17 protein-coding genes are annotated in these 19,763 nt (G+C 72.3%); 6 read left to right on the top strand and 11 right to left on the bottom strand.

Features of this window, described 5'->3' with window-relative positions; all coding sequences use genetic code 11:
* Positions 1-90 precede the first annotated feature (90 nt).
* Both ACFV5H_RS12550 and ACFV5H_RS12555 read right to left on the bottom strand, forming a co-directional pair.
* Positions 91-840, bottom strand: a complete 750-nt coding sequence (locus tag ACFV5H_RS12550; protein WP_385047781.1) for an ABC transporter permease — start codon at positions 838-840, stop codon at positions 91-93.
* Positions 841-850: 10 nt separating this feature from the next.
* Positions 851-1,633 (bottom strand): ABC transporter ATP-binding protein, encoded by a 783-nt coding sequence (locus ACFV5H_RS12555; protein ID WP_385047783.1) that lies wholly within the window; start codon positions 1,631-1,633, stop codon positions 851-853.
* 90 nt (positions 1,634-1,723) lie between these two features.
* On the opposite strand from ACFV5H_RS12555, the gene ACFV5H_RS12560 reads away from it, so the two are divergent.
* Positions 1,724-2,359 (top strand): TetR/AcrR family transcriptional regulator, encoded by a 636-nt coding sequence (locus ACFV5H_RS12560; RefSeq protein WP_385047786.1) that lies wholly within the window; start codon positions 1,724-1,726, stop codon positions 2,357-2,359.
* 6 nt (positions 2,360-2,365) lie between these two features.
* On the opposite strand, the gene ACFV5H_RS12565 is transcribed toward ACFV5H_RS12560, so the two are convergent.
* Positions 2,366-3,028 carry a 1,4-alpha-glucan branching protein gene (locus ACFV5H_RS12565; protein WP_385047789.1) on the bottom strand — a complete coding sequence of 221 codons (663 nt, stop codon included), beginning with the start codon at positions 3,026-3,028 and terminating at the stop codon, positions 2,366-2,368.
* 214 nt (positions 3,029-3,242) lie between these two features.
* Between ACFV5H_RS12565 and ACFV5H_RS12570 the strand changes: the two genes are divergently transcribed.
* From ACFV5H_RS12570 to ACFV5H_RS12580, 3 genes are all read left to right on the top strand, one after another.
* A complete protein-coding gene (locus tag ACFV5H_RS12570) occupies positions 3,243-4,091 on the top strand; it encodes a 3-hydroxyacyl-CoA dehydrogenase family protein (protein ID WP_385047791.1) in 849 nt (282 codons plus the stop codon).
* 155 nt (positions 4,092-4,246) lie between these two features.
* Positions 4,247-4,570 carry an STAS domain-containing protein gene (locus ACFV5H_RS12575; RefSeq protein WP_385047794.1) on the top strand — a complete coding sequence of 108 codons (324 nt, stop codon included), beginning with the start codon at positions 4,247-4,249 and terminating at the stop codon, positions 4,568-4,570.
* Between the two features lie 264 nt (positions 4,571-4,834).
* A complete protein-coding gene (locus tag ACFV5H_RS12580) occupies positions 4,835-7,357 on the top strand; it encodes an ATP-binding protein (RefSeq protein ID WP_385194477.1) in 2,523 nt (840 codons plus the stop codon).
* A 66-nt stretch (positions 7,358-7,423) separates the two neighbouring features.
* Here the strand turns inward: ACFV5H_RS12580 and nucS are convergent, their stop codons facing one another.
* Positions 7,424-8,095: an endonuclease NucS gene (gene nucS / locus ACFV5H_RS12585; protein ID WP_385047799.1), complete on the bottom strand. Its 672-nt coding sequence runs from the start codon at positions 8,093-8,095 to the stop codon at positions 7,424-7,426.
* Positions 8,096-8,384: 289 nt separating this feature from the next.
* Between nucS and ACFV5H_RS12590 the strand changes: the two genes are divergently transcribed.
* Positions 8,385-8,777 (top strand): SCO5389 family protein, encoded by a 393-nt coding sequence (locus ACFV5H_RS12590; RefSeq protein ID WP_030860456.1) that lies wholly within the window; start codon positions 8,385-8,387, stop codon positions 8,775-8,777.
* Between the two features lie 81 nt (positions 8,778-8,858).
* Here the strand turns inward: ACFV5H_RS12590 and ACFV5H_RS12595 are convergent, their stop codons facing one another.
* Positions 8,859-9,887: an LLM class flavin-dependent oxidoreductase gene (locus ACFV5H_RS12595; RefSeq protein ID WP_385047802.1), complete on the bottom strand. Its 1,029-nt coding sequence runs from the start codon at positions 9,885-9,887 to the stop codon at positions 8,859-8,861.
* A 242-nt stretch (positions 9,888-10,129) separates the two neighbouring features.
* Between ACFV5H_RS12595 and ACFV5H_RS12600 the strand changes: the two genes are divergently transcribed.
* Positions 10,130-10,462, top strand: a complete 333-nt coding sequence (locus tag ACFV5H_RS12600; RefSeq protein WP_385047805.1) for an ATP/GTP-binding protein — start codon at positions 10,130-10,132, stop codon at positions 10,460-10,462.
* 7 nt (positions 10,463-10,469) lie between these two features.
* On the opposite strand, the gene ACFV5H_RS12605 is transcribed toward ACFV5H_RS12600, so the two are convergent.
* The 6 genes from ACFV5H_RS12605 to scy all read right to left on the bottom strand — a co-directional run bounded on the left by ACFV5H_RS12605 (position 10,470) and on the right by scy (position 19,535).
* Positions 10,470-11,342, bottom strand: a complete 873-nt coding sequence (locus ACFV5H_RS12605; protein ID WP_385194480.1) for an ABC transporter permease subunit — start codon at positions 11,340-11,342, stop codon at positions 10,470-10,472.
* Positions 11,339-12,604 (bottom strand): ABC transporter ATP-binding protein, encoded by a 1,266-nt coding sequence (locus ACFV5H_RS12610; protein ID WP_385047810.1) that lies wholly within the window; start codon positions 12,602-12,604, stop codon positions 11,339-11,341. The genes ACFV5H_RS12605 and ACFV5H_RS12610 overlap by 4 nt, the downstream gene beginning before the upstream one ends.
* 120 nt (positions 12,605-12,724) lie before the next feature.
* The gene (locus ACFV5H_RS12615) at positions 12,725-13,498 is read right to left on the bottom strand and encodes an ABC transporter permease (protein ID WP_385194482.1); all 774 of its coding nucleotides are present in this window, start codon (positions 13,496-13,498) and stop codon (positions 12,725-12,727) included.
* A gap of 2 nt (positions 13,499-13,500) precedes the next feature.
* A complete protein-coding gene (locus tag ACFV5H_RS12620; protein ID WP_385194485.1) occupies positions 13,501-14,454 on the bottom strand; it encodes an ABC transporter ATP-binding protein in 954 nt (317 codons plus the stop codon).
* 76 nt (positions 14,455-14,530) lie between these two features.
* Positions 14,531-15,469, bottom strand: coding sequence for a cellulose-binding protein (locus ACFV5H_RS12625; RefSeq protein WP_073932521.1), 939 nt, complete (start codon positions 15,467-15,469; stop codon positions 14,531-14,533).
* A 187-nt stretch (positions 15,470-15,656) separates the two neighbouring features.
* Entirely contained in the window at positions 15,657-19,535 is a 3,879-nt protein-coding gene (scy, locus tag ACFV5H_RS12630) for a polarized growth protein Scy (RefSeq protein WP_385194488.1), read from the bottom strand.
* Positions 19,536-19,763: the final 228 nt, after the last annotated feature.

The following is a 19,763-nucleotide window of genomic DNA, read 5'->3' on the forward strand; positions in this document are numbered from 1 at the left end:
ACAGGGCGGAGCCCTGGCAACCGACGACAACGCGGCGAGGTGTGGTGCCAGGGCCCGCGACTCCGGCAGGATCCAAACGGCACCCCCTGGTTACGCTCCGGCCGTCCGGAACACGCGTGTGCCCACTGTCAGGGCGAGGACCGCGAAGCCGACGGCGACGACGGCGCCGTACAGCATGTGGGCCGTCGCGTAGGCGCCGACGTAGGCGTCCCGTACCGCGTCGACCAGATAGCGGAACGGCATCAGGTGGGACAGCACGTCGAGCCAGGCGGGCCCCAGGGTCATCGGGAGCATCAGGCCCGACAGCAGCATCGACGGCATGGTCAGGGCGTTGATCGTCGGCCCGAACGTCTGCGGGGTGTCCATCCTCATGGCGAGTGCGTAGGACAGCGCGGCCAGGGACATGGTCAGCAGGGCGACGAAGGCGAAGCCGATCAGCACGCCGGCCAGTGGAGCCCGCAGCCCCATCACGAGCGCGGCCAGCACCAGCAGCACCGCCTGGAAGACGAACAGCGTGGCGTCCCGCAGGACCCGGCCCAGCAGCAGGGCGAGGCGGCTGACCGGCGTGACCCGCATCCGCTCGACCACCCCCTGCCCCTTCTCGATGATGATCGAGAAACCGGCGAACGAGGCCCCGAACAGGCCGAGTTGCAGCAGCAGCCCCGGCACCAGCAGTTGCCAGGAGCTGCCCTGTCCGCCGAGCGGCAGACCGGTCAGCAGCGGGCCGAAGAACAGCAGGTACAGCAGCGGCATCAGCACGCCGAAGAGCAGCGCGAAGCGGGAGCGCAGGGACTGGCGCAGATAGCGCCCGTAGATGAGCGCGGTGTCGTGGAGCAGCATCGTGGACGTCCTATACGGCTACGGGGGCGGCGTCGGCCGGGGAGGCACTGCGGCCCGTGATGGCGAGGAAGGTGTCCTGGAGCGAGGCGTCGACCGAGCCGCCGTACTCCAGCTTCAGGGCGCCCGGTGTGCCCTCGGCGACGACCGTGCCCCGGTCGACGACGACCAGCCGGTCCGCGAGGGCGTCCGCCTCGTCGAGGTAGTGGGTGGTCAGGAACACGGTGGTGCCGTGCTCGTCGCGCAGCCGCCGCACCAGGTCCCAGAGGCCGGCGCGGCTGCCGGGGTCGAGCCCGGTCGTCGGTTCGTCCAGGAACAGCACCTTCGGGCGGTGGGTGAGCGCCATCGCGATGTCCAGGCGGCGCCGCTGGCCGCCGGAGAGCGCGGCGCACTTGCGGTCCAGCAGCCCGGTGAGGTCCAGGTCGCGGGCCAGTTCCTCGGCGCGCTCGGCGGCCCGCGCCGTGCCGAGCCGGTACAGGCGGCCCTGGGTGACCAGCTCCTCCCGCACCGTGATCTGCGGATCGACCCCGCCGGACTGCGCCACATAGCCGCAGGCCCGCCGCACCCCGGCGGGGTCGGTCGCCAGGTCGTGGCCGGCCACGGTGGCCGCGCCGCCGGTGGGGGCGAGCAGGGTCGTGAGCATCCGCAGGGTGGTGGTCTTCCCGGCCCCGTTGGGCCCCAGGAAGCCGAGGATCTCCCCTTCGCGGACGGTGAGGTCGACACCGCGCACGGCCTCCACCGGGCCGCGCTTGGTCTGGAAGGTACGGGCCAGTCCGGCCGTACTGATGATTGCCATGACCCCAGAAAAACAGAGGGACTTAAATTTTGCAATGGCTCCAAAATTTCAGGAAGCCCAAGGATCATCGGGCCGACCTACGATGAGGGCATGGCAGAGGGGCTCAGGGAGCGGAAGAAGCGCGAGACCAGGCAGCGGATCTCGGACATCGCCACCGGACTGTTCCTGGAGCACGGCTTCGTGACCGTGACGATGGCGGAGGTGGCGGAGGCCGCCGACGTCTCCGTGAACACGGTCTACAACTACTTCCCCGCCAAGGAGGACCTCTTCTTCGACCGCTCCAAGGGCGTCGTCGACCAGCTCGCCCGCTGGGTCCGGGGCCGGGACGCGGGGGAGTCGGCCGCCCACGCCGTACTGCGCGAACTGCGCGCCGACATCGAGGCGGTGTCACCCCGGGTGGGCCTGCTGGAGGGCTACGACCGCTTCATGCGCGTCATCCACGACTCCCCGCAGCTCCGCTCCCGGCTGTGGAGTCTGCAGCAGGAGGTCCAGGACAGCCTGGAGGCGGCGCTCCGCGAGGAGACGGGCGCCGCCCCCGACGACCCGCTGCCGGGCCTGGTGGCCGGCCAGATCTGCTGGATCCACAGCACGGTGTTCACCGCGGTCGGCCGGGAGATGATGAAGGGCCGCGCACCGGCCGAGGTGTCCCGCGAGGCGCTCGTCCTGGTCGACGACATCGAGGAGCTGCTGAGCGACAGGGTGCTCGGTTACGCGGTGCGCGGCTGAACCGGGTTACGCCGGAGGGGTCGTGTGCAGGACGCACAGGAGGCCCCGCGCGCGGGTGCCGTCGGGCAGCTCCCACGCGCCGGCGACATGACCCGCCGCCCCCGGCCCGGGAAGCGGCGAGCCGTCCGGAGCGGGCAGCAGGGTGCGCAGGACCCGCAGGGCGGTGCCGTCCGGCGCGGACAGCTCGGTGTGCTCCGGGGTGTCCTCGACGGTGGTGAACTCCGCCGGGACCGGGGTCTCGCCCGCGCAGGCGCGGGTGACCTCCTCGTCCGGGGTGTCGCTGACGCTCTGGGCCTGGGCCCGCACGCGGCCCTCGATCAGCGCGGCCAACTCGGCGACGGCCACCGGGTCGTGGCAGCCGTCGTAGACCCAGCGCCGCCCGAGGACACCGTGTTCCGCGGTGCCGACGAGGGCGTGCTCCGCCCCGTCGAGCGGAGCGCCCCGGTAGGTGAGCGGCACCAGGTAGGCGGCCGGCTCGGCGCCGGAGGCGTCGGTGACGACCATGAACTCGACACCGACCTCCCCCTTCGGGTCGTCGAGCCGGAAACCGCCGGCCCTGGTCAGCCGCGGACCTTCCGTGCCCCCGTGGTACCAGGGGCGCGAGGGCAGCCAGGCGGCCAGCAGTTCGAGCTTGGTCGGCTCAAGGGTGGTGCGGTGGATCACGGCCATGCCGAGGTTCTCCTCCGTCGATCGGACACCGGCCCTCCTACCCTCGCATCACGGTGCGGCCCCTGACGGTCCGTCGGATCCACCGGCGCCTGCCGTCGGTGTGATGTCCGTCATGTGAGACGTGACGCGCGTTACTTACCGGTCACACAGGGCCCCGCGAACGCTAATGTCCGCTCCTGGAGAACAAGACAGCGCGTATCAGGGGAGTCGCACAGTGGCACGCAAGCTCGCCGTCATCGGGGCCGGTCTCATGGGGTCCGGCATCGCCCAGGTGTCCGCCCGGGCGGGCTGGGACGTCGTCCTGCGGGACGTCACCGACGAGGCGCTCACGCGCGGCACCGACGGGATCAAGGCGTCGTACGACAAGTTCGTGAGCAAGGGCAAACTGGAGGCGCACGACGCCGACGCCGCCCTCGCCCGGATCACCGCCACCACCGACCTGGACGCCTGTGCGGACGCGGACGTCGTGGTCGAGGCGGTGTTCGAGAAGCTCGAGGTCAAGCACGAGATCTTCCGGACCCTCGACAAGATCGTGCGTGAGGACGCCGTACTCGCCTCCAACACCTCCGCCATCCCGATCACCAAGATCGCGGCCGTGACGGAGCGCCCGGAGCGGGTCGTCGGCACCCACTTCTTCTCGCCGGTCCCGATGATGCAGCTGTGCGAACTGGTCCGCGGCTACAAGACCAGCGACGAAACCCTCGCCAGGGCCCGGGAGTTCGCCGAGTCGGTCGGCAAGACCTGCATCGTCGTCAACCGCGACGTCGCCGGCTTCGTCACCACCCGCCTCATCACCGCCCTCGTCGTCGAGGCCGCCAAGCTGTACGAGTCGGGCGTGGCGAGCGCCGAGGACATCGACGTGGCCTGCAAGCTGGGCTTCGGCCACGCGATGGGACCGCTGGCCACCGCCGACCTCACCGGCGTGGACATCCTGCTGCACGCCACCGACAACATCTACACCGAGTCCCAGGACGAGAAGTTCGCCGCTCCCGAGCTGATGCGCCGGATGGTTGACGCCGGTGACATCGGCCGCAAGAGCGGGCAGGGCTTCTACGAGCACTGACACCGCGCACTCGCCCCGGCGCGCATCACACGCCGGAGTGAATTCGGTATCGGTTCGCTTACAGGCAGCAACCTCGGACGCCGCCACGCAGTCAGAGGTTGCATCACCGGCCATTCGGAAAACGCGGAGCACGAGACGCATATCGGGGAGCGCATATGTACATCAAGGGCGACCACGCCGGGCTGGTCGTCGGGGGCCGCCTCGACGTCCGCAGCGCGGCGGACGCCCGTACGGTCCTGCACTCGGCCGTCGACGACGGAGTCGGCGACCTGGTGCTGGACCTGTCCGACCTGGACTCCTGGGACGCCACCGGACTCGGTGTGATCATGGGGGCCCACCGACGGGCCGGCCGCTGCGGCCGGCGCCTGGTGCTGCGGGACGTGCCGCCGCAGATGCAGCGCCTGTTGGTGGCCACCCGGCTGCACCGGATCCTGGCGATCGAGGGGGGTATCGGGGTGGAGACGCTGCCCCGCGTATGAGGGCGTACGGGTGCGGGACGGACGACCCCCGAGAACCCGGACCGACCTCGACGAACCCTTCGACGCGCGCACAATCCTCACGAGACCGTGACGTCCGGGACCGCGCGGTACCCCGGACTGTCGTAGATACTGGGCGAAGGTTTAGGGTTCGGCTGCCTGCTGCCCTGCAAACCCTGAGCGGGCCCGGACCAGAAGCGACAGCGCGGTGTGCGATGAGGCCGGGAGGGGCTTCCACCACACGACGCTTTTGGGGGGCTAGGACCTATGGACCCGAACAACCCGGGACCCGAGGAGTACGGCCACGAGGGTGACGGCCGTGCGCCGCGCCAGCGTCCGCCCCGGGAATCCCTCACTTCCGACTTCGGACAGCACGCGCCCGCGCTCGCCCGCACGGTGCAGCTCGTCTCCGGCGACTTCCTGCTGACCGTCAACCCGGTCGACGGCAGCGAGATCGAGCCCTGCCCGCCCGCCGAACGGCCGGCCCGCCCCGCGAAGCTGCCCGAGGCCGAGCGCGCCGAGGCCGAGCGGGCCGCCAGGCCGCCCGTCCCGCCGGGACCCGCGCAGCTCCCGCTGCCGCTGCTGGCCCGCCAGGACGAGCGCGAGAAGCTGGTCCGGCTGCTGGCGCGCGGCCGCTCGGTGCGCCTCACCGGCCCGGCCGGCTCCGGCCGCACCCGGCTCCTCGACACCGTCGCCGAGGACTGCGCGGACCTCGCCCCCGACGGCGTCGTCCGGCTGAACGGCCACCGCCGCTCCGCCGACGACCTGCTGCACGACCTCTTCTACGCCGTCCACGACGCCCCGCTGCACCGCCCGGACCGGGACGAACTCACCGGCCACGTCCGCGAGATCGGCGCCGTCGTCGTCCTCGACGACCTGGAGTTCGGCGGCGCCGCCCTCGACGAGCTGCTGGACGCCACCCCCGAGTGCGCCTTCCTGCTCGGCGCCACCCCGGACGTGCCCGAGCCGTCCGCCGACGCCGGCATCGAGGAGGTCGCCCTCCCCGGTCTCGACCGCGCGGCCGGTCTCGACCTGCTCAAGCACGCCGTCGGCCGGGACCTCACCGAGGACGAGTCGAACTGGGCCGGCGACCTCTGGTTCGAGTCCGAGGGCCTGCCGCTGCGCTTCGTCCAGGCCGGCGCCCTGCTGAGGCAGCGCGACCGGCTGCGGGCCGGCGCCGACGCCGTCGACGAGTTCGGCGTCTTCGAGGACGTACGGCCCGACGAGACGTCCTACGACCCCGCGGACGGCGACGAGGTGCCGCTGCCCTCGCTCGGCGAGGCCGCCGCCCCCGCCCCGCTGCTCGCCTCCCGGCTCAGCGCCTCCGCCCGCGCCACCCTGCGGTTCGCCGTCGCGCTCGGCGGCGAGGTGCCCCACCAGGCGCATCTGCCCGCCCTGGTGGGCGACACCCACGCCGACGCCGCGCTCGGCGAGCTGGCCGCCTGCGGACTGGTCTCCCCGGCCGGCGCCCGCTACCGGCTCGCCGCCGGGGTGCCGGCCCAGCTGGAGGCCGCCGGATACGCCGACGAGGCCGAGGACCGGGCCCGTGCCGCCGCCCAGCACTACGCCTGGTGGACCGGGCACCCCTCGGTCACCCCGGAACGGGTCTGCGCCGAGGCCGACGCGGTGCTCGCCGCGCTCGCCGTGCTGTCGCCGCTCACCACGGCCGTCACCGAGGGCGAGCAGAGCACGGCCGTACAGCTCGCCCGTACCGCCGCGCCCGCGTTCGCCTCGGGCCTGCACTGGAGCGCCTGGGAGAAGGCGCTGCGGGCCGGCGCGGAGGCCGCCCGGCTCGCCGGGGACGTGGCGGAACAGGCCTACTTCCACCACGAACTCGGCATCCACGCGCTGTGCGCCGGACAGCTCGACCGGGCGCGCGCCGAACTGGAGGCGTCCATCGGGCTGCGCGGCGCCCTCGCCGACAAGCGCGGCACCGTCGCCGGACGCAGGGCGCTGGCCCTCGTCGCGGACCGCTCCGGAACCCCGCTGTCGCTCATGCCGACCGCGGGGGAGGAGGTGCCCGAGGCCCGCTACGAGGAGTCGGCCTCGCCGCCCCGCGGGGTGCCGACGGCCTTCCCGGACCTCCAGCTGCCCTCCGACACCGGTCTGGTCGTCCACCGCACGGTGCCGTCGCCGTCCACGCCGCGCTCCACACCGCAGGCCAGGCCGGGCGGCGGTCTCAAGGGGCTGGCCAGGCGCAACCTGGTGGCGGCCGGCGCGGGCGCGCTGCTCGTCGCCGTGCTGGGCACGGTGGTCACCCTGGGCGCCACGTCGGAGAACGACGCCGGCACCCCGTCCGAGAACGTCGGCGTCAACCCCTCCGCCAGCCAGGGCGTCGACGACGGCAGCCTCGGAGCCGATCCGGCGACCGGGGACGAGGGCGACACCGGTGAGGCCACCAGCCGGCCGACCGACCCGGGCCCGGACGGCACGCCGGGCACGTCCGACGACCCGACGCCCACGGCCGGTTCGTCGGGGGAGCCGTCGGGCAGCCCGAGCGGGACGGCGAAGCCGGACGACCCGACCAGGTCGCCGTCCGCATCGCCTTCGAAGTCGTCGACCACGAAGCCCACGTCGCCCAAGCCGCCCACGTCCCCGGATCCGGATCCGGAGCCGACCGAGACGGAGCCGACCGAGGAGCCGACGGATCCCGGGACCACGGACCCGACCACCGACCCCGTGACCCCGCCGCCGTCCAACAGCAACTCCGCGAGCGACTCCGCCTCGTCCTCTCCCGTGGAGACGAGCGCGAGCGCCCCGCAGAGCGGCGACGCGGAACAGGTGATCTGACCCGCAGGACACACACGAGGGCCGGGTTCCCCACGGAACCCGGCCCTCGGTCCGTACCGGCGCGGCTCAGAACAGCCGCAGCTTGTCGTCCTCGATGCCGCGCATCGCGTCGTAGTCGAGGACCTGGCAGCCGATGCCCCGGTCGGTCGCGAGGACCCGGGCCTGCGGCTTGATCTCCTGCGCGGCGAAGACGCCCCGCACGGGGGCGAGATGGGGATCGCGGTTCAGCAGCTCCAGATAGCGTGTGAGCTGCTCCACGCCGTCGATCTCGCCGCGCCGCTTGATCTCCACCGCGACGGTCCGCCCCTCGGCGTCCCGGCACAGGATGTCGACGGGGCCGATCGCCGTCATGTACTCGCGGCGGATGAGGGTGTAGCCCTCGCCGAGGATCTCGATGCGGTCGGCGAGCAGTTCCTGGAGGTGCGCTTCCACGCCGTCCTTGATCAGGCCGGGGTCGACGCCCAGTTCGTGCGAGGAGTCGTGGAGGATCTCCTCCATCGTGATGATGAGCTTCTCGCCCGCCTTGTTGACGACGGTCCAGACGCCCTCTTCGTCGCCGGCGCCCTCCTTCAGGGTGCAGGGCGGCGACATCCAGTTCAGGGGCTTGTAGGCCCGGTCGTCGGCGTGGATCGAGACGCTGCCGTCCGCCTTGACCAGGATGAGACGGGGTGCCGACGGCAGGTGCGCGGTGAGCCGCCCGGCGTAGTCCACGGAGCAGCGGGCAATGACGAGACGCATGGTCGGCAACGCTACTCGACCGGCCGGGGTCGACGCGATTCGTCGCCACACCTGACCCTCGGGGCTCACCCGACGCGTCCTGAATCTCCGGGAAAACGCTTGTTTCGGCGGTGGCCGATTACCGGCCCACAGGAAGTTCCGCATCCGGGCATTCGCCTGGTGCCGTCACCGTCCGTTGCTTACGGTATTGAACGGGAGGTCGCGAACTGTGTACGCAGCGTGTCCGATACCGCGCACTCCCTTATCTGTCAGGCAACCCCTGTTCGTTGGGGGTGCGAGAGGAGAACCCATGTCGCTCGACGTCTCACCGGCCCTACTCGAACAGGCCGAGCGAGGCGAGGTCGACGAAGCTGAATTCGTCGACTGCGTCCGGACCTCCCTGCCCTTCGCATGGGAGATGATCAGCTCCCTGGTGGCACAGCTGAAGGTGGACGGCGGACCCTTCGCCGACAACCAGACGCCCCCGCCGGACGAGCACGCACGCGGTCAGCTGCTGCGTGCGCTTGCGAGTGACGCGATACGCGGCGCGCTGCAACGGCACTTCGGTGTACGGCTGGCCTTCCAGAACTGCCACCGGGTGGCGGTGTTCCCGCTCGACCCCTCGGTCGACGAGAGGCACGCCCGTTTCACCTCGGTGCGCGCTCAGATACTGAACCAGTCGCCGGAACTGCGCGACTGCTGACGCGCTCCACTGTTCGCTTGCCGCTCCGTACGCGGGAGGTGCGGTTGTACCGGGGCGGCAAGCCTGTGTGACCCCGCTCGCTCAGCCGAGCCGGGGCAGTACCTCGGCTCCGAGCCGCCGTACGTTCTCCTCGGTCGCCGCCAGGTCGCCGGAGCCCTCGACGAGCAGGGCGAAGCGGGAGATGCCGGTCCGCTCGCTGGTCGCGGCGAGCCGGTCGGCGCACAGTTGCGGGGGGCCCACCGGGTGCAGTCCGCAGAGGAGTTCGGTGTACGCCAGCGGGTCGCGCATCCGCCGCTGCCGCCCGTCCACCGTGACATGGGCTTCGAGACCCTGTTTCAGCCAGCCGGGCATCGCCTTCATCAGGGTCTCCGCCGCGTCCGTGCGCCGGTCCGCGATCTGGCAGACGCCGGCCGAGACATGGGCCGCGCGGTGGATCTCCCGGGACGGCCGCCCGCACGCGCGGGCGTGGTTGCGCCACAGGGCGACCATCTCGGCCTTCTCCTCGTCCCCGATGTGCATGCCGAGCAGCATCGGCAGTCCGCGCTCGGCGGCCAGCCGTACGCTCGCCGGGGAGGTGCAGGCGACCACCACCTCCGGGCCCTCCGTCTCGTCCAGGGACTCCGACGGGCGCGGCACGACGGGCACCTCGCGGAAGCGGAACCGCTCGCCGTCGGCCCCGACGGACGGTTCACGCAGCCAGCGCACCAGCAGATCGAGTGATTCCGGGAACCCCTTCTCGTAGGCCTCGAGACCGGCCCCGAACACCTCCAGGTCGACCCACGGCCCGCCGCGCCCGAGGCCCAGCGAGAACCGGCCGCCGCTCGTGATGTGCAGCAGCGCGGCCTGTTCGCCCAGGGCCACGGGGTGGACGGTGGGCAGCACGCTGACCGCCGTACCGACCCGCAGCCGGCGGGTGCGGCCGAGCAGTAACGCGGCCAGGGTGACGGCCGACGGACAGGTGCCGTAGGGCACGAAGTGGTGCTCGGCCAGCCAGACCGTGTCGAGGCCCGCCTCCTCGGCTACCTCGGCCGAGCGGACCGCGCGGTGCAGCGCCTCTCCCTCGCCCTGCCCGGGGAACTGGGCGGCCAACACGAAACTTCCAACGCGCATTGCTTTCCTGCTTCCTTGGCTCCGACGCGGAGCTCCCCCGCAGGGCATAACCGCCCGACACGTGCCGAGGACACGGCCGGGCGGGGGATTTTGCGGATTGTCTGCAGAATCGGGCGCTCAGGAGGGGGTGCCCCATCGACACGGAGGGGACTTGTGACGTTTGGTTCCGTACGCGTACCCCTGCGCGCGCCGCGTAGGCTGGAGGCGGCCCCAGCATCCTGTATAGCCCCGTGAGGTGTTCTGTGTCCCCGCGTCGCAACCGAGCCAAGGGAGCCGGTTCGTCCGGCCGGAGCGCCGAGGACGACCGCTCCGGCCGCTACGGCGGCTGGCAGTCCACGGAGAGCTGGCAGGACGAGGAGTGGAGCGTGCGGCACGTGGCGGGCGCCAGTGCCCAGGGCAAGGCCTACCGCTGCCCCGGCTGCGACCAGTTGATCCCGGACGGAGTGCCGCACGTGGTGGCCTGGCCGGAGCACGCGGGCGTCGACGACCGCCGTCACTGGCACAAGGCGTGCTGGAACGCGAAGGACCGCCGCACCACGCGGGTGCAGCGGTCCCGTAACGCGCCGAAGTTCTGAACCGCCCCTACACGTCCCGCTTCTGCAGCAGGGCGAAGGCGCCGCCGAGTGCGACGCCGGTGGCGATCAGCATGATCCACAGCGGGTCCCAGCCCGACGGGCCGGACTCGGTCAGCGAGTTGGCGTAGAAGATGCTCATCTGGTTCGGGATGGAGTACTCGAACAGCGCCTGCTGCACGTCCTCCAGCGAGGACGAGAACATGAACAGCGCGATCACCAGCGGGGCGAGCACGGCACCGATCATGATGGTGATGGCGCCCGCCGAGTGCCGGATGATCGACCCGATCGCCAGCGACAGGGTGCCGAGCAGCGCCACGTAGAGCGAGACGCCGACCGTGCCCTTCAGCCACTCCTCGCCGGAGGGGTCCTTGGCGTTGTACTCCTCCAGCAGCGCCACGTGCAGGAAGCCGATCAGCGACGCGCACACCAGGGTCACCACGAAGGCGAGCAGGAAGAACACCAGGGCCTTCGCCACGAGCACCCGTCCGCGCGAGGGACAGGCGACCATCGTGGTGCGGATCATGCCGGTGCCGTACTCCGACGCCGTGGTCAGCACGCCCAGCGTGATGATGCACATGCCGCCGAGGAGCAGCCCGAAGAAGCCGAGGGACAACGGGCTCTCGCCGCCCATGTCGGGGTCGGCGCTGGAGACCACCAGGCCGGTCAGCAGACCGATGCCGACCACGAGCAGCGCGAACACGCCCAGCGTCCACATCGTGGAGCGCACGGACTTGATCTTCGTCCACTCGGAGGCGAGCGCGTGCCCGAGGTGCGTACGGACCACGGGGATCGGCGAGGTGTAGCCGGGATACGGGGAGCCGGGCGCCGCCTGCCAGTCGGGTGCGGCGGCCTGCGGCATCGGGGGCGGGGGCGTGCTCATCGGGCGTCCTCGGGCTTGGTCAGGTCGGCGGCGGGAGCGGTCGGAGGCGCGGCGGGTGCGGCGGGCGGCGCCGCCGGAGCCTGGGCGGGCGGCGCCTGGGGCGCCTGCGGGGCGGGCTGCGCGTACGGGTTGGGCGCGGGGACGCCCGGGGCCGCTCCGGGGGCGCCCGGGGCGCCGTAGGGGCCCGCGGGGGCCTGCCCGGGCACACCCTGCGGCGTGGCGAAGGGCTGCCCGCCCTGCTGGGGCGGCGGCGGGGCGTACCAGCCGGGCTGGCCCTGTCCCGGAACCGGCATCGGCGGCTGCGCGCCGGGCGGCAGCGGCTGCTGGAGCCCGGCCTTCTGGTCGGTGGTCGAGCGGTAGTCGACGGCGCCCTGCGTCATCCGCATGTACGCCTCCTCCAGCGACGCCTGGTGCGGCGACAGCTCCCACAGCCGTACGTCGGAGTCGTGGGCGATGTCGCTGATGCGCGGCAGCGCCAGTCCCGTCACCCGCAGCGCGCCGTCCTGCTCGGGCAGCACGTGGCCGCCGGCCTCGGTGATCGCGGCGGACAGCTTCTCGCGCTGCTGCGGCTCGGTGTCGGGGGTGCGCACGCGCGCGAAGTCGGCGGAGTTGGCGGAGATGAAGTCCGTCACGCTCATGTCCGCGAGCAGCTGTCCGCGCCCGATGACGATGAGGTGCTCGGCGGTCAGCGCCATCTCGCTCATCAGGTGCGAGGAGACGAAGACCGTACGGCCCTCGGCGGCCAGCGCCTTCATCAGGTTGCGCACCCAGAGGATGCCCTCGGGGTCGAGGCCGTTGACCGGCTCGTCGAACAGCAGCACCTGGGGGTCGCCGAGCAGCGCGGCGGCGATGCCGAGCCGCTGGCCCATGCCCAGGGAGAAGCCCTTGGACCGCCTGCGCGCCACCTCGTGCAGGCCCACCACACCCAGCACCTCGTCCACCCGCCGGGCCGGGATGCCCGAGAGCTGGGCCAGGCTCAGCAGGTGGTTGCGGGCGGACCGGCCGCCGTGCACCGCCTTCGCGTCCAGCAGCGCGCCGACCTGACGGGGGGCGTTGGGCAGCTTGGCGTACGGGTAGCCGCCGATCGTGACCCGTCCCGCGGTGGGGTTGTCCAGACCGAGGATCATCCGCATCGTCGTCGACTTGCCCGAGCCGTTGGGACCCAGGAACCCGGTGACGGTACCCGGACGCACCTGGAAGGAAAGGTTGTACACAGCGGTCTTGTCGCCGTACCGCTTGGTCAGGCCGACTGCCTCGATCATGCTCCGCACCCATCGAAAGGTTCAGGACAGCGGGGCACACGCCCCCGTAAGGGTTAGGAGCTTATCGAGGCGCTGACGGTTCCGCTCAAGCCGAGGTAAAAACCGGTCCCGCGCGGTCACTCACTGCGCGTCGCGCCGCTTCAGCAGCACGTACCCGCCGGCGACCGCCGCGAGCACCCAGAGCACCATGATGCCGAGGCCGCCCCAGGGCCCGTACGGGGTGTCGTCGTCGAGGGGCGTCACCACCTGCATGATCCTGCTGCCGGCCTGGTCGGGCAGGAACTGTCCGACCTTCTTCGTGGCGTCGACGTTGCCGAGGATGTTGGAGATCAGGAAGAAGAACGGCATCAGGATGCCCAGCGACAGCATGGGGGAGCGCAGCATCGCGGCGACGCCCATCGAGAACAGCGCGATCAGCGTCATGTAGAGGCCGCCGCCGATGACCGCCCGCAGCACCCCGTCGTCCCCGAGGGACGCCTTGTGCTCGCCGAGCATCGCCTGGCCCAGGAAGAACGTGGCGAAGCCGGTCGCCATGGAGACGACCAGGGCGAGCGCGGTGGCGACCGCCAGCTTGCTCAGCAGGAACGTGCCGCGCCGCGGTACGGCCGCCAGCGAGGCGCGGATCATGCCGGTGCTGTACTCGTTCGACACCACCAGCACCCCGAACACGATCATCGCGAGCTGGCCGAGGCTCATCCCGGCGAAGCTGATGAAGGTCGGGTCGAAGGAGAGCCGGTCCCGTGCGCTCATGGTCTCGAACTCGTTCCTCGACAGCGCCGAGATCAGCATGCCGAGCGCGATGGTGACGACCACCGCCAGGGAGAGCGTCCACACCGTGGACGCCACCGACCGGATCTTGGTCCACTCCGACCGTACGACCTGCGTCACCGCCATGCTCAGCCCCTCTTCCAGTCGTCGCCCCACCGCTGCGGGGCCTGGGGGGTGCCGGTGTGCGCGTGGTACTCCACCGACTCCGCGGTCAGCCGCATGAACGCCTCCTCCAGGGAGGCCTGCTGCGGGCTCAGCTCGTGCAGCACCAGCTGCTGCCGGGCGGCCAGCTCCCCGATGTACTCGGCCTTGGAGCCGGCCACCTCCAGCGCCCCGTCGCCGCTCTCCACGGCGGTGACCCCGGCCTGGCGCAGCACGTCGAGCAGCCGCTCGCGCTGCGGGCTGCGGACCCGGACGTACGAGCGGGAGTTGTGCTCGATGAACTCGGCCATGGAGGTGTCGGCGAGCAGCCGGCCCTGGCCGATGACGACGAGATGGTCGGCGGTCAGCGCCATCTCGCTCATCAGGTGGGAGGAGACGAAGACCGTACGGCCCTGGGCGGCGAGCGATTTCATCAGCGTGCGGATCCAGTGGATGCCCTCGGGGTCGAGCCCGTTGACCGGCTCGTCGAACATCAGGATCCGCGGGTCGCCGAGCAGCGCGGCGGCGATGCCGAGCCGCTGGCCCATGCCGAGCGAGAACCCCTTGGCCTTCTTCCGCGCCACCGCCGTCAGCCCGACCGTGTCCAGCACCTCGTGCACCCGCTGCCGCGGGATGCCGTTGCTCTGCGCGAGGCACAGCAGATGGTTGTAGGCACTGCGGCCCGGGTGCACGCCCTTGGCCTCCAGCAGGGCGCCGATGCGGGTCAGCGGGTCCTTGAGCCGGTCGTAGCGCGTGCCGTCGATCCGTACGTCCCCGGCGGTCGGGTGGTCCAGGCCCAGGATCATCCGCATGGTGGTCGACTTGCCGGCGCCGTTCGGGCCGAGGAAGCCAGTGATGATGCCCGGTCTGACGGTGAAGGTCAGATCCTTGACCGCCACCTTCTCGCCGTACCGCTTGGTCAGCCCCTCGAGCTCGATCATGCGGCCACGCTAGAACGGGACAAAGCCCTCTGCCACCTCAGTGGCAGAGGGCTTCGCCGCTGTGCGTCGGTCGCCGTTACCGGGACTGCTGGGCCGGGACCCCGCGGGAGATCGGCTCGTCCTCGGTGGCGGGCGCGCCGGTCGCCGCCACCGCGGCACCGGTGAGCGTCGCCAGCATCTCGCGCACGTTCGTCAGCTGGGCGTTGATCGAGTCGCGGCGGTTGGTCAGCGCCGCGAGCTCGCGCTCGGATTCCGAACGGATCCGGTCGGCCTTGGCGTTGGCGTCGGCCACGATGTCCTCCGCCTGACGCTGGGCCGTCTCCACCGTCTGGCGGGCACGGCGCTCGGCGTCGGTGCGCAGCTTCTCGGCCTCCAGCCGCAGCTGCTCCGCGCGGTGCTCGATCTCCGCGAGGCGCTTCTCGGCCTTCTGCTGGCGCGAGGCCAGGTCGCGCTCGGACTGCTCACGCCGCTTGGCGAGGTTCGTCTCGAAGTCGGCGGCGGCCTGCGCGGCCTTGGCGCGGGTCTCCTCGAAGAGGGCGTCCGCCTCCTCCCGCTTGGACTGCGCGTCCTTCTGCGCCTCGGAACGCAGCTGGGCGGCGTCGCCCTGGGCCTTCTCGACGATCCGCGCGCCCTCGTCCTCGGCCTTCGACTTGCGCTCGGCGGCGTACGACTCGGCGTCGTTGCGCACCTGCTGGGCGGCCGACTCGGCGAGCTCGCGGTGCTGCTCCGCCGCGCGCCGGGCCTCCTCGCGCAGGTCCTTCGCCTCCTCCTCGGCGAGGCGGAGGATCTTCTCCACGCGCGCGCCGAGACCCGCGTACGACGGCTCGGCGTCGTTGACCTGGGCCTGGGCGTTCTGCGTCTCGAGGTGGAGCTCTTCGATGCGCTTTTCCAGAGCGGTGATGCGGGCGAGAGCGCTGTCACGGTCGGAGACGAGCTTGGAGATACGTTCGTCCACCTGAGCGCGGTCGTATCCACGCCGCACAAGCTCGAAGCCGTAGGGGGAAGTGTCGCTCATGGGGTTCCTGTCGAATGAGACCGGTGAGGTGATAGGTGGAATCCTAGGGGCCGAAGCGCTGTGTCATCGAGCGGATGCACGTTTGATACGGAGAATGACACCCCTTTTGAGTGGCTCGCCGTCGGAATGCTTGCCAAAAGCATGATCAAAGCCCTCACCCTACAAGGGACTTCGTCCGCTTTGTCGGCTATTCCGATGACTTGCCACCCGTACGGGTACCACCCGCGGCGGCCCCCGCCTTGACCCCGTTGTCCTTCGCGCCCCCCGGCGCCTCGAAGGACTCCAGCGCCTCCAGCACGTCCTGCACGCGGGAGATCTCCGCGTTGATGTCCTCGCGGCGCCGCACCAGCACCTCCAGCTCGCGCTTGCCCTCCTCGACCGTGCGCCGCGCCTCCCGGACCGCCTCGGCCTTCAGCTCCTCGGCCTCCTTCACCAGGCTGGCCTTCTTCTGCTCCGCCTCCTTCAGCAGGCCCTCGGCCTTCTTCACGGCGGCGATCCGCACCTTGCCGGCCTCGGAGTTGGCCTCGGAGACGATCTCCTTGGCCTTCGCCTCCGCCTTGGCGAGCTGCTCCTCGGCGGCCTTGATGAGCGCGTCGCAGCGGTCGCCCGTCGACTTCATCGTCTCCGCCGCCTCACGGCGGGCCCGCTCGTGCAGCTCCTCGATCTCACTGGTGAGCCGGTCGCGCAGCTCCTCCGCGCGCTCCCTGATCTGCGTGGCGTCCCGGCGCGCGCCGATCAGCAGCTCGTCCGCGTCCGCACGGGCCTTCTCCACCCGGGTGTTGCCCTCGACGGTCGCCTCGGCGACCAGCCGGTCGGCCTCACTGCGGGCCGCGCCGACCATCGTGTCCGCCTGCGACTCGGCCTCCGCCGTCGTCTTCAGCGCCTGCTGCTGCGCCTCGGTGAGCAGCTTGTCCGCCTCGGCGGTGGTCTCCGTGATGAGCGTGTCCACCTGCTCGGCCGCCTCGGAACGCCGCTTGTTGGCGTCCTTGCGGGCCTCGTCCAGCGTCCGCTCCGCCTCCTCGCGCGCGGCGGACACCACCCGCTCGGCCTCCGACTCCGCACCGGACCTGACCCGCTCGGCCTCCTGGCGCATCCGCTCCGCGTGCGCCTGCGCCGACCCGACCGTCTCCGCGGCCTCGGCCCGCAGCCGCTCCGCGTCCCCGGCGGCGTCCGCGATCAGCTTCTCCGCCTTGGACACCGACTCCGACCGCACCCGCTCGGCCTCGGCGACCGTCTCCGTGCGCAGCCGGTCGGTCTCCGCGAGGGTGTCGTCGGTGAGCCGCTCCGCCTCACTGCGGGCCTCGGTGATGAGGGTGTCCGCCTGCGTCGCCGCGTCCGAACGGATCCGGTTGGCGTCCTCACGGGCGTCCGCCCGGGTGCGCGCGGCGGCCTGCTCCGCCTCGGCGATCGCGTCCGACGCCTCCGTACGCACCCGCTGGGCGTGCTCGGACACATCCGTACGGATCCGGTCGGCCTCCGTGATGGCCTCGGACACCGTCCGCTCGGCCAGCGCCTTCGCGGCCTCCGTCTCCTCCTGCGCCTCACGCCGCAGCCGGCCCGCGTCCTCGCTCGCCCGCTCCCGCTCCGCGTAGGCGTCGGAGCGGACCCGGTCCGCCTCCTCCTCGGCCTCGCGACGCGTCCGCTCCGCCACGTGCTCGGCGGCGGACCGCAGCCCGGCGATCTCCTCCTGCGCCTGCTCGTGCAGCCCCGCCACGGAGTCACGCACCTGCTGGGCGTGGAGCTCGGCCGCCGACACCATCTCGGTGGCACGCCGGTCGGCCTCCTCGACCAGCCGTACGGCCTCGGCCTGCGCCTCCTCCACACGGGTGCGCGCCGACGCCAGCAGCTCCTCGCTCTGCTCGCGGGCCCGCTCGCGCTCCTGGTCGGCCTCCTGCCGGGCCGCGCCGAGGAGTTCCTCGGCCTCGCGGCGGCGCCGGGCGGCCTCCTCCTGCGCGGCGGCCAGCGTCTCCGAGGCCTCCGCGGAGATCCGCTCGGCGGCGGCCTGCGCCTCCGCGCGCATCCGGTCGGCGCTGTCCTGCGCCTCCGACTTCAGCCGCTCCGCCTCGGCCGCGGCCTCCGACCGCAGCCGCACGGCGACGGACTCGCCCTCCGCGCGGGACGCCGACGCGTCCGCGGCGGCCTCGTCACGCAGCCGCTCGGCCTCCGCCTCCGCCTGCTGCCGCAGCGTCCGGATCCGCTCGGCGGCCTCCGCGCGCAGCCGCTCGCTCTCCTCGGACGCCTCCCGGCGGATCCGGCCGGCCTCCTCACGCGCGTCGCTCAGCGCCTGCTCGGCCGACGCGAGCCGCTCCTCGGCCTCCGTGTGCAGCCGCGTCAGCTCCCCGGCGGCCTCCGCGCGGCGCGCCTGAACGGCCCGCTCGGTCTCCTCGCGCAGCTCGCGCGCGGCCCGCTCGGCGTCCTCCTTGAGCGCGTCGGCCTGCTCGACGACCTCCGCGCGGTGCCGCTCGGCCTCCTGACGGGTGCGTTCCAGCGTCTCCTCGGCCTGCCGGCGCAGCGTCGTGGCGCGCTCGATGGCCTCGGTGCGGACCTTCTCGCTGTCGCCCTGCGCGGTGGAGCGCAGTTCGTCGGCGTCCGCCTTCGCCTTGGCGAGCAGCTCCTCGGCGGACTTCGCCGCCTCCTCGATCTGTGCCACGGCCTCCTTGCGGGCCTCCGCGCGGATCTTCTCGCCCTCGGCGACCGCGTCGGCGCGCAGCTGCTCGGCCTCGCCGCGCAGCCGGCGGGCCTCCTCCTGCAGCTCGACCGTCTTGGCGCGGTACTCCTTGGTGTCGTCCTTCGCCGCGCCCTTGAGCTGCTCGGCGATGTCGTGCGCCTCGGCGCGCAGCCGGTCCGCCTCGGCCTCGGCCTCGCTGCGGATCCGCTCGGCCTCCTCGGCCGCCGCCCTGGTGGTCCGCTTGGCCTCCTCGGACGCCTTGTTGAGCACGTCCTCGGCGGTCTTGGCCGCCTTGGAGAGCTGGGTGGCGGACTCCTCGGCGGTGAGCGCGCGGGCCTTCTCGGAGGCCTCGGCGACGATCTTCTCGGCTTCCGCGCGGGCGTCCGCGACCAGTTGCTCGGCGTCCGCCTTGGTGGCCTCCGCCTCCTTGGTGGCCTCGCTGACCAGCCGCGCCACCTGCTCCTTGGCGGTGCGCGTACGGGTCTCGTTGGCGGACTCGGCGGAGGAGAGCGCCTTCGAGGCGGCCTCCTTCGCCTCGGCGAGCACCTTCTCCGCCTCCGCGCGGGCCTCGCGCAGCGCGGAGTCCGCCTGGGACATCCGCTCCTCGGCGGCCCTGCTGAGCTCCTGCGCCGCACGGCGCGCGGACTCCGACTCGCTGGCCGTGGACGTCCGCAGCTGCTCGGCGTGGTCGGTGGCCTCCTGGGCCTGCGTCGAGGCCGCGTTCAGCAGCCGCTCCGCGTCCGCGCGGGCCCGGCGCAGGATCTGCTCCGCCTCCGCGCGGGCCGACTCCGCCTCGCTCTGCAGCCGCTGCCGCGCCTCGGCCGTCAGCCGCTCCGCCTCCGCGCGGGCGGCGGCCATCGCCTGCTCGGTCTCCGCGCGGGACTCGTCGAGGAGCCGGCGGGCCTGCTGCTCGGTGCGGGCGCGCAACTGCTCCGCCCACGCCACGTTCTCGTTGACGTGCGACTCGACGGTCTGCCGGCGCTCCGCCAGCTCCTGGTCGAGCTGCTGGCGCCGCGTCACCGCCTCCTGGTGCAGCTCCGCCTGGAGCCGGGCCGCCTGCTCCGCGTGCTCCTGGAGGATCCGCTGGGTCTGCGCCCGCGCCTGGCTCAGCTCCCGCTCGGCGTCCGCGCGGAGCTGGTCGGCCTGCACCTGCGCGTTGCGCAGCAACTGCTCGGCCTGGTAGCCGATGTCACCGCCGTCGTACGCGGGCCGGGACATGATGGTGCGCCGCGCCTCGTGCAGCTTGGCGCGCAGCACCTCGACCTGGTAGCCGAGGTCCTCGGCGTGCTGGATCGCCTTTTCCCGCTCGGTCTTCAGCCGCTTCATCTCGGCTTCGAACCGAGAGAGGTGGTCGACGTCAGCCGCCGGCTCTCGCTCCTGGCTCTCGTAGCCCCGCACTGCGCGGTCCCATCCGTCCCCTGGTCGCAAGTCTGGCCGAGCTCCGTCCATCCGCCGAACGGGGCCCCCGGGGAATGGTGTCAGATCAACGGCGGAGCATGGGCTGCCGCCCCGCGCTCGCCCCCCGAAAACCGGACCCCGGCGATCCCGCCGCCGAAGACGACGGGACATCGGTCCTTCCGTCTGGATCGGGCCGGGCTCACGGGGCCTGGCACGCACATCTGCGGC

This window comes from Streptomyces sp. NPDC059787 (assembly GCF_042732315.1).
GTDB classification, from domain to species: domain Bacteria; phylum Actinomycetota; class Actinomycetes; order Streptomycetales; family Streptomycetaceae; genus Streptomyces; species Streptomyces atrovirens.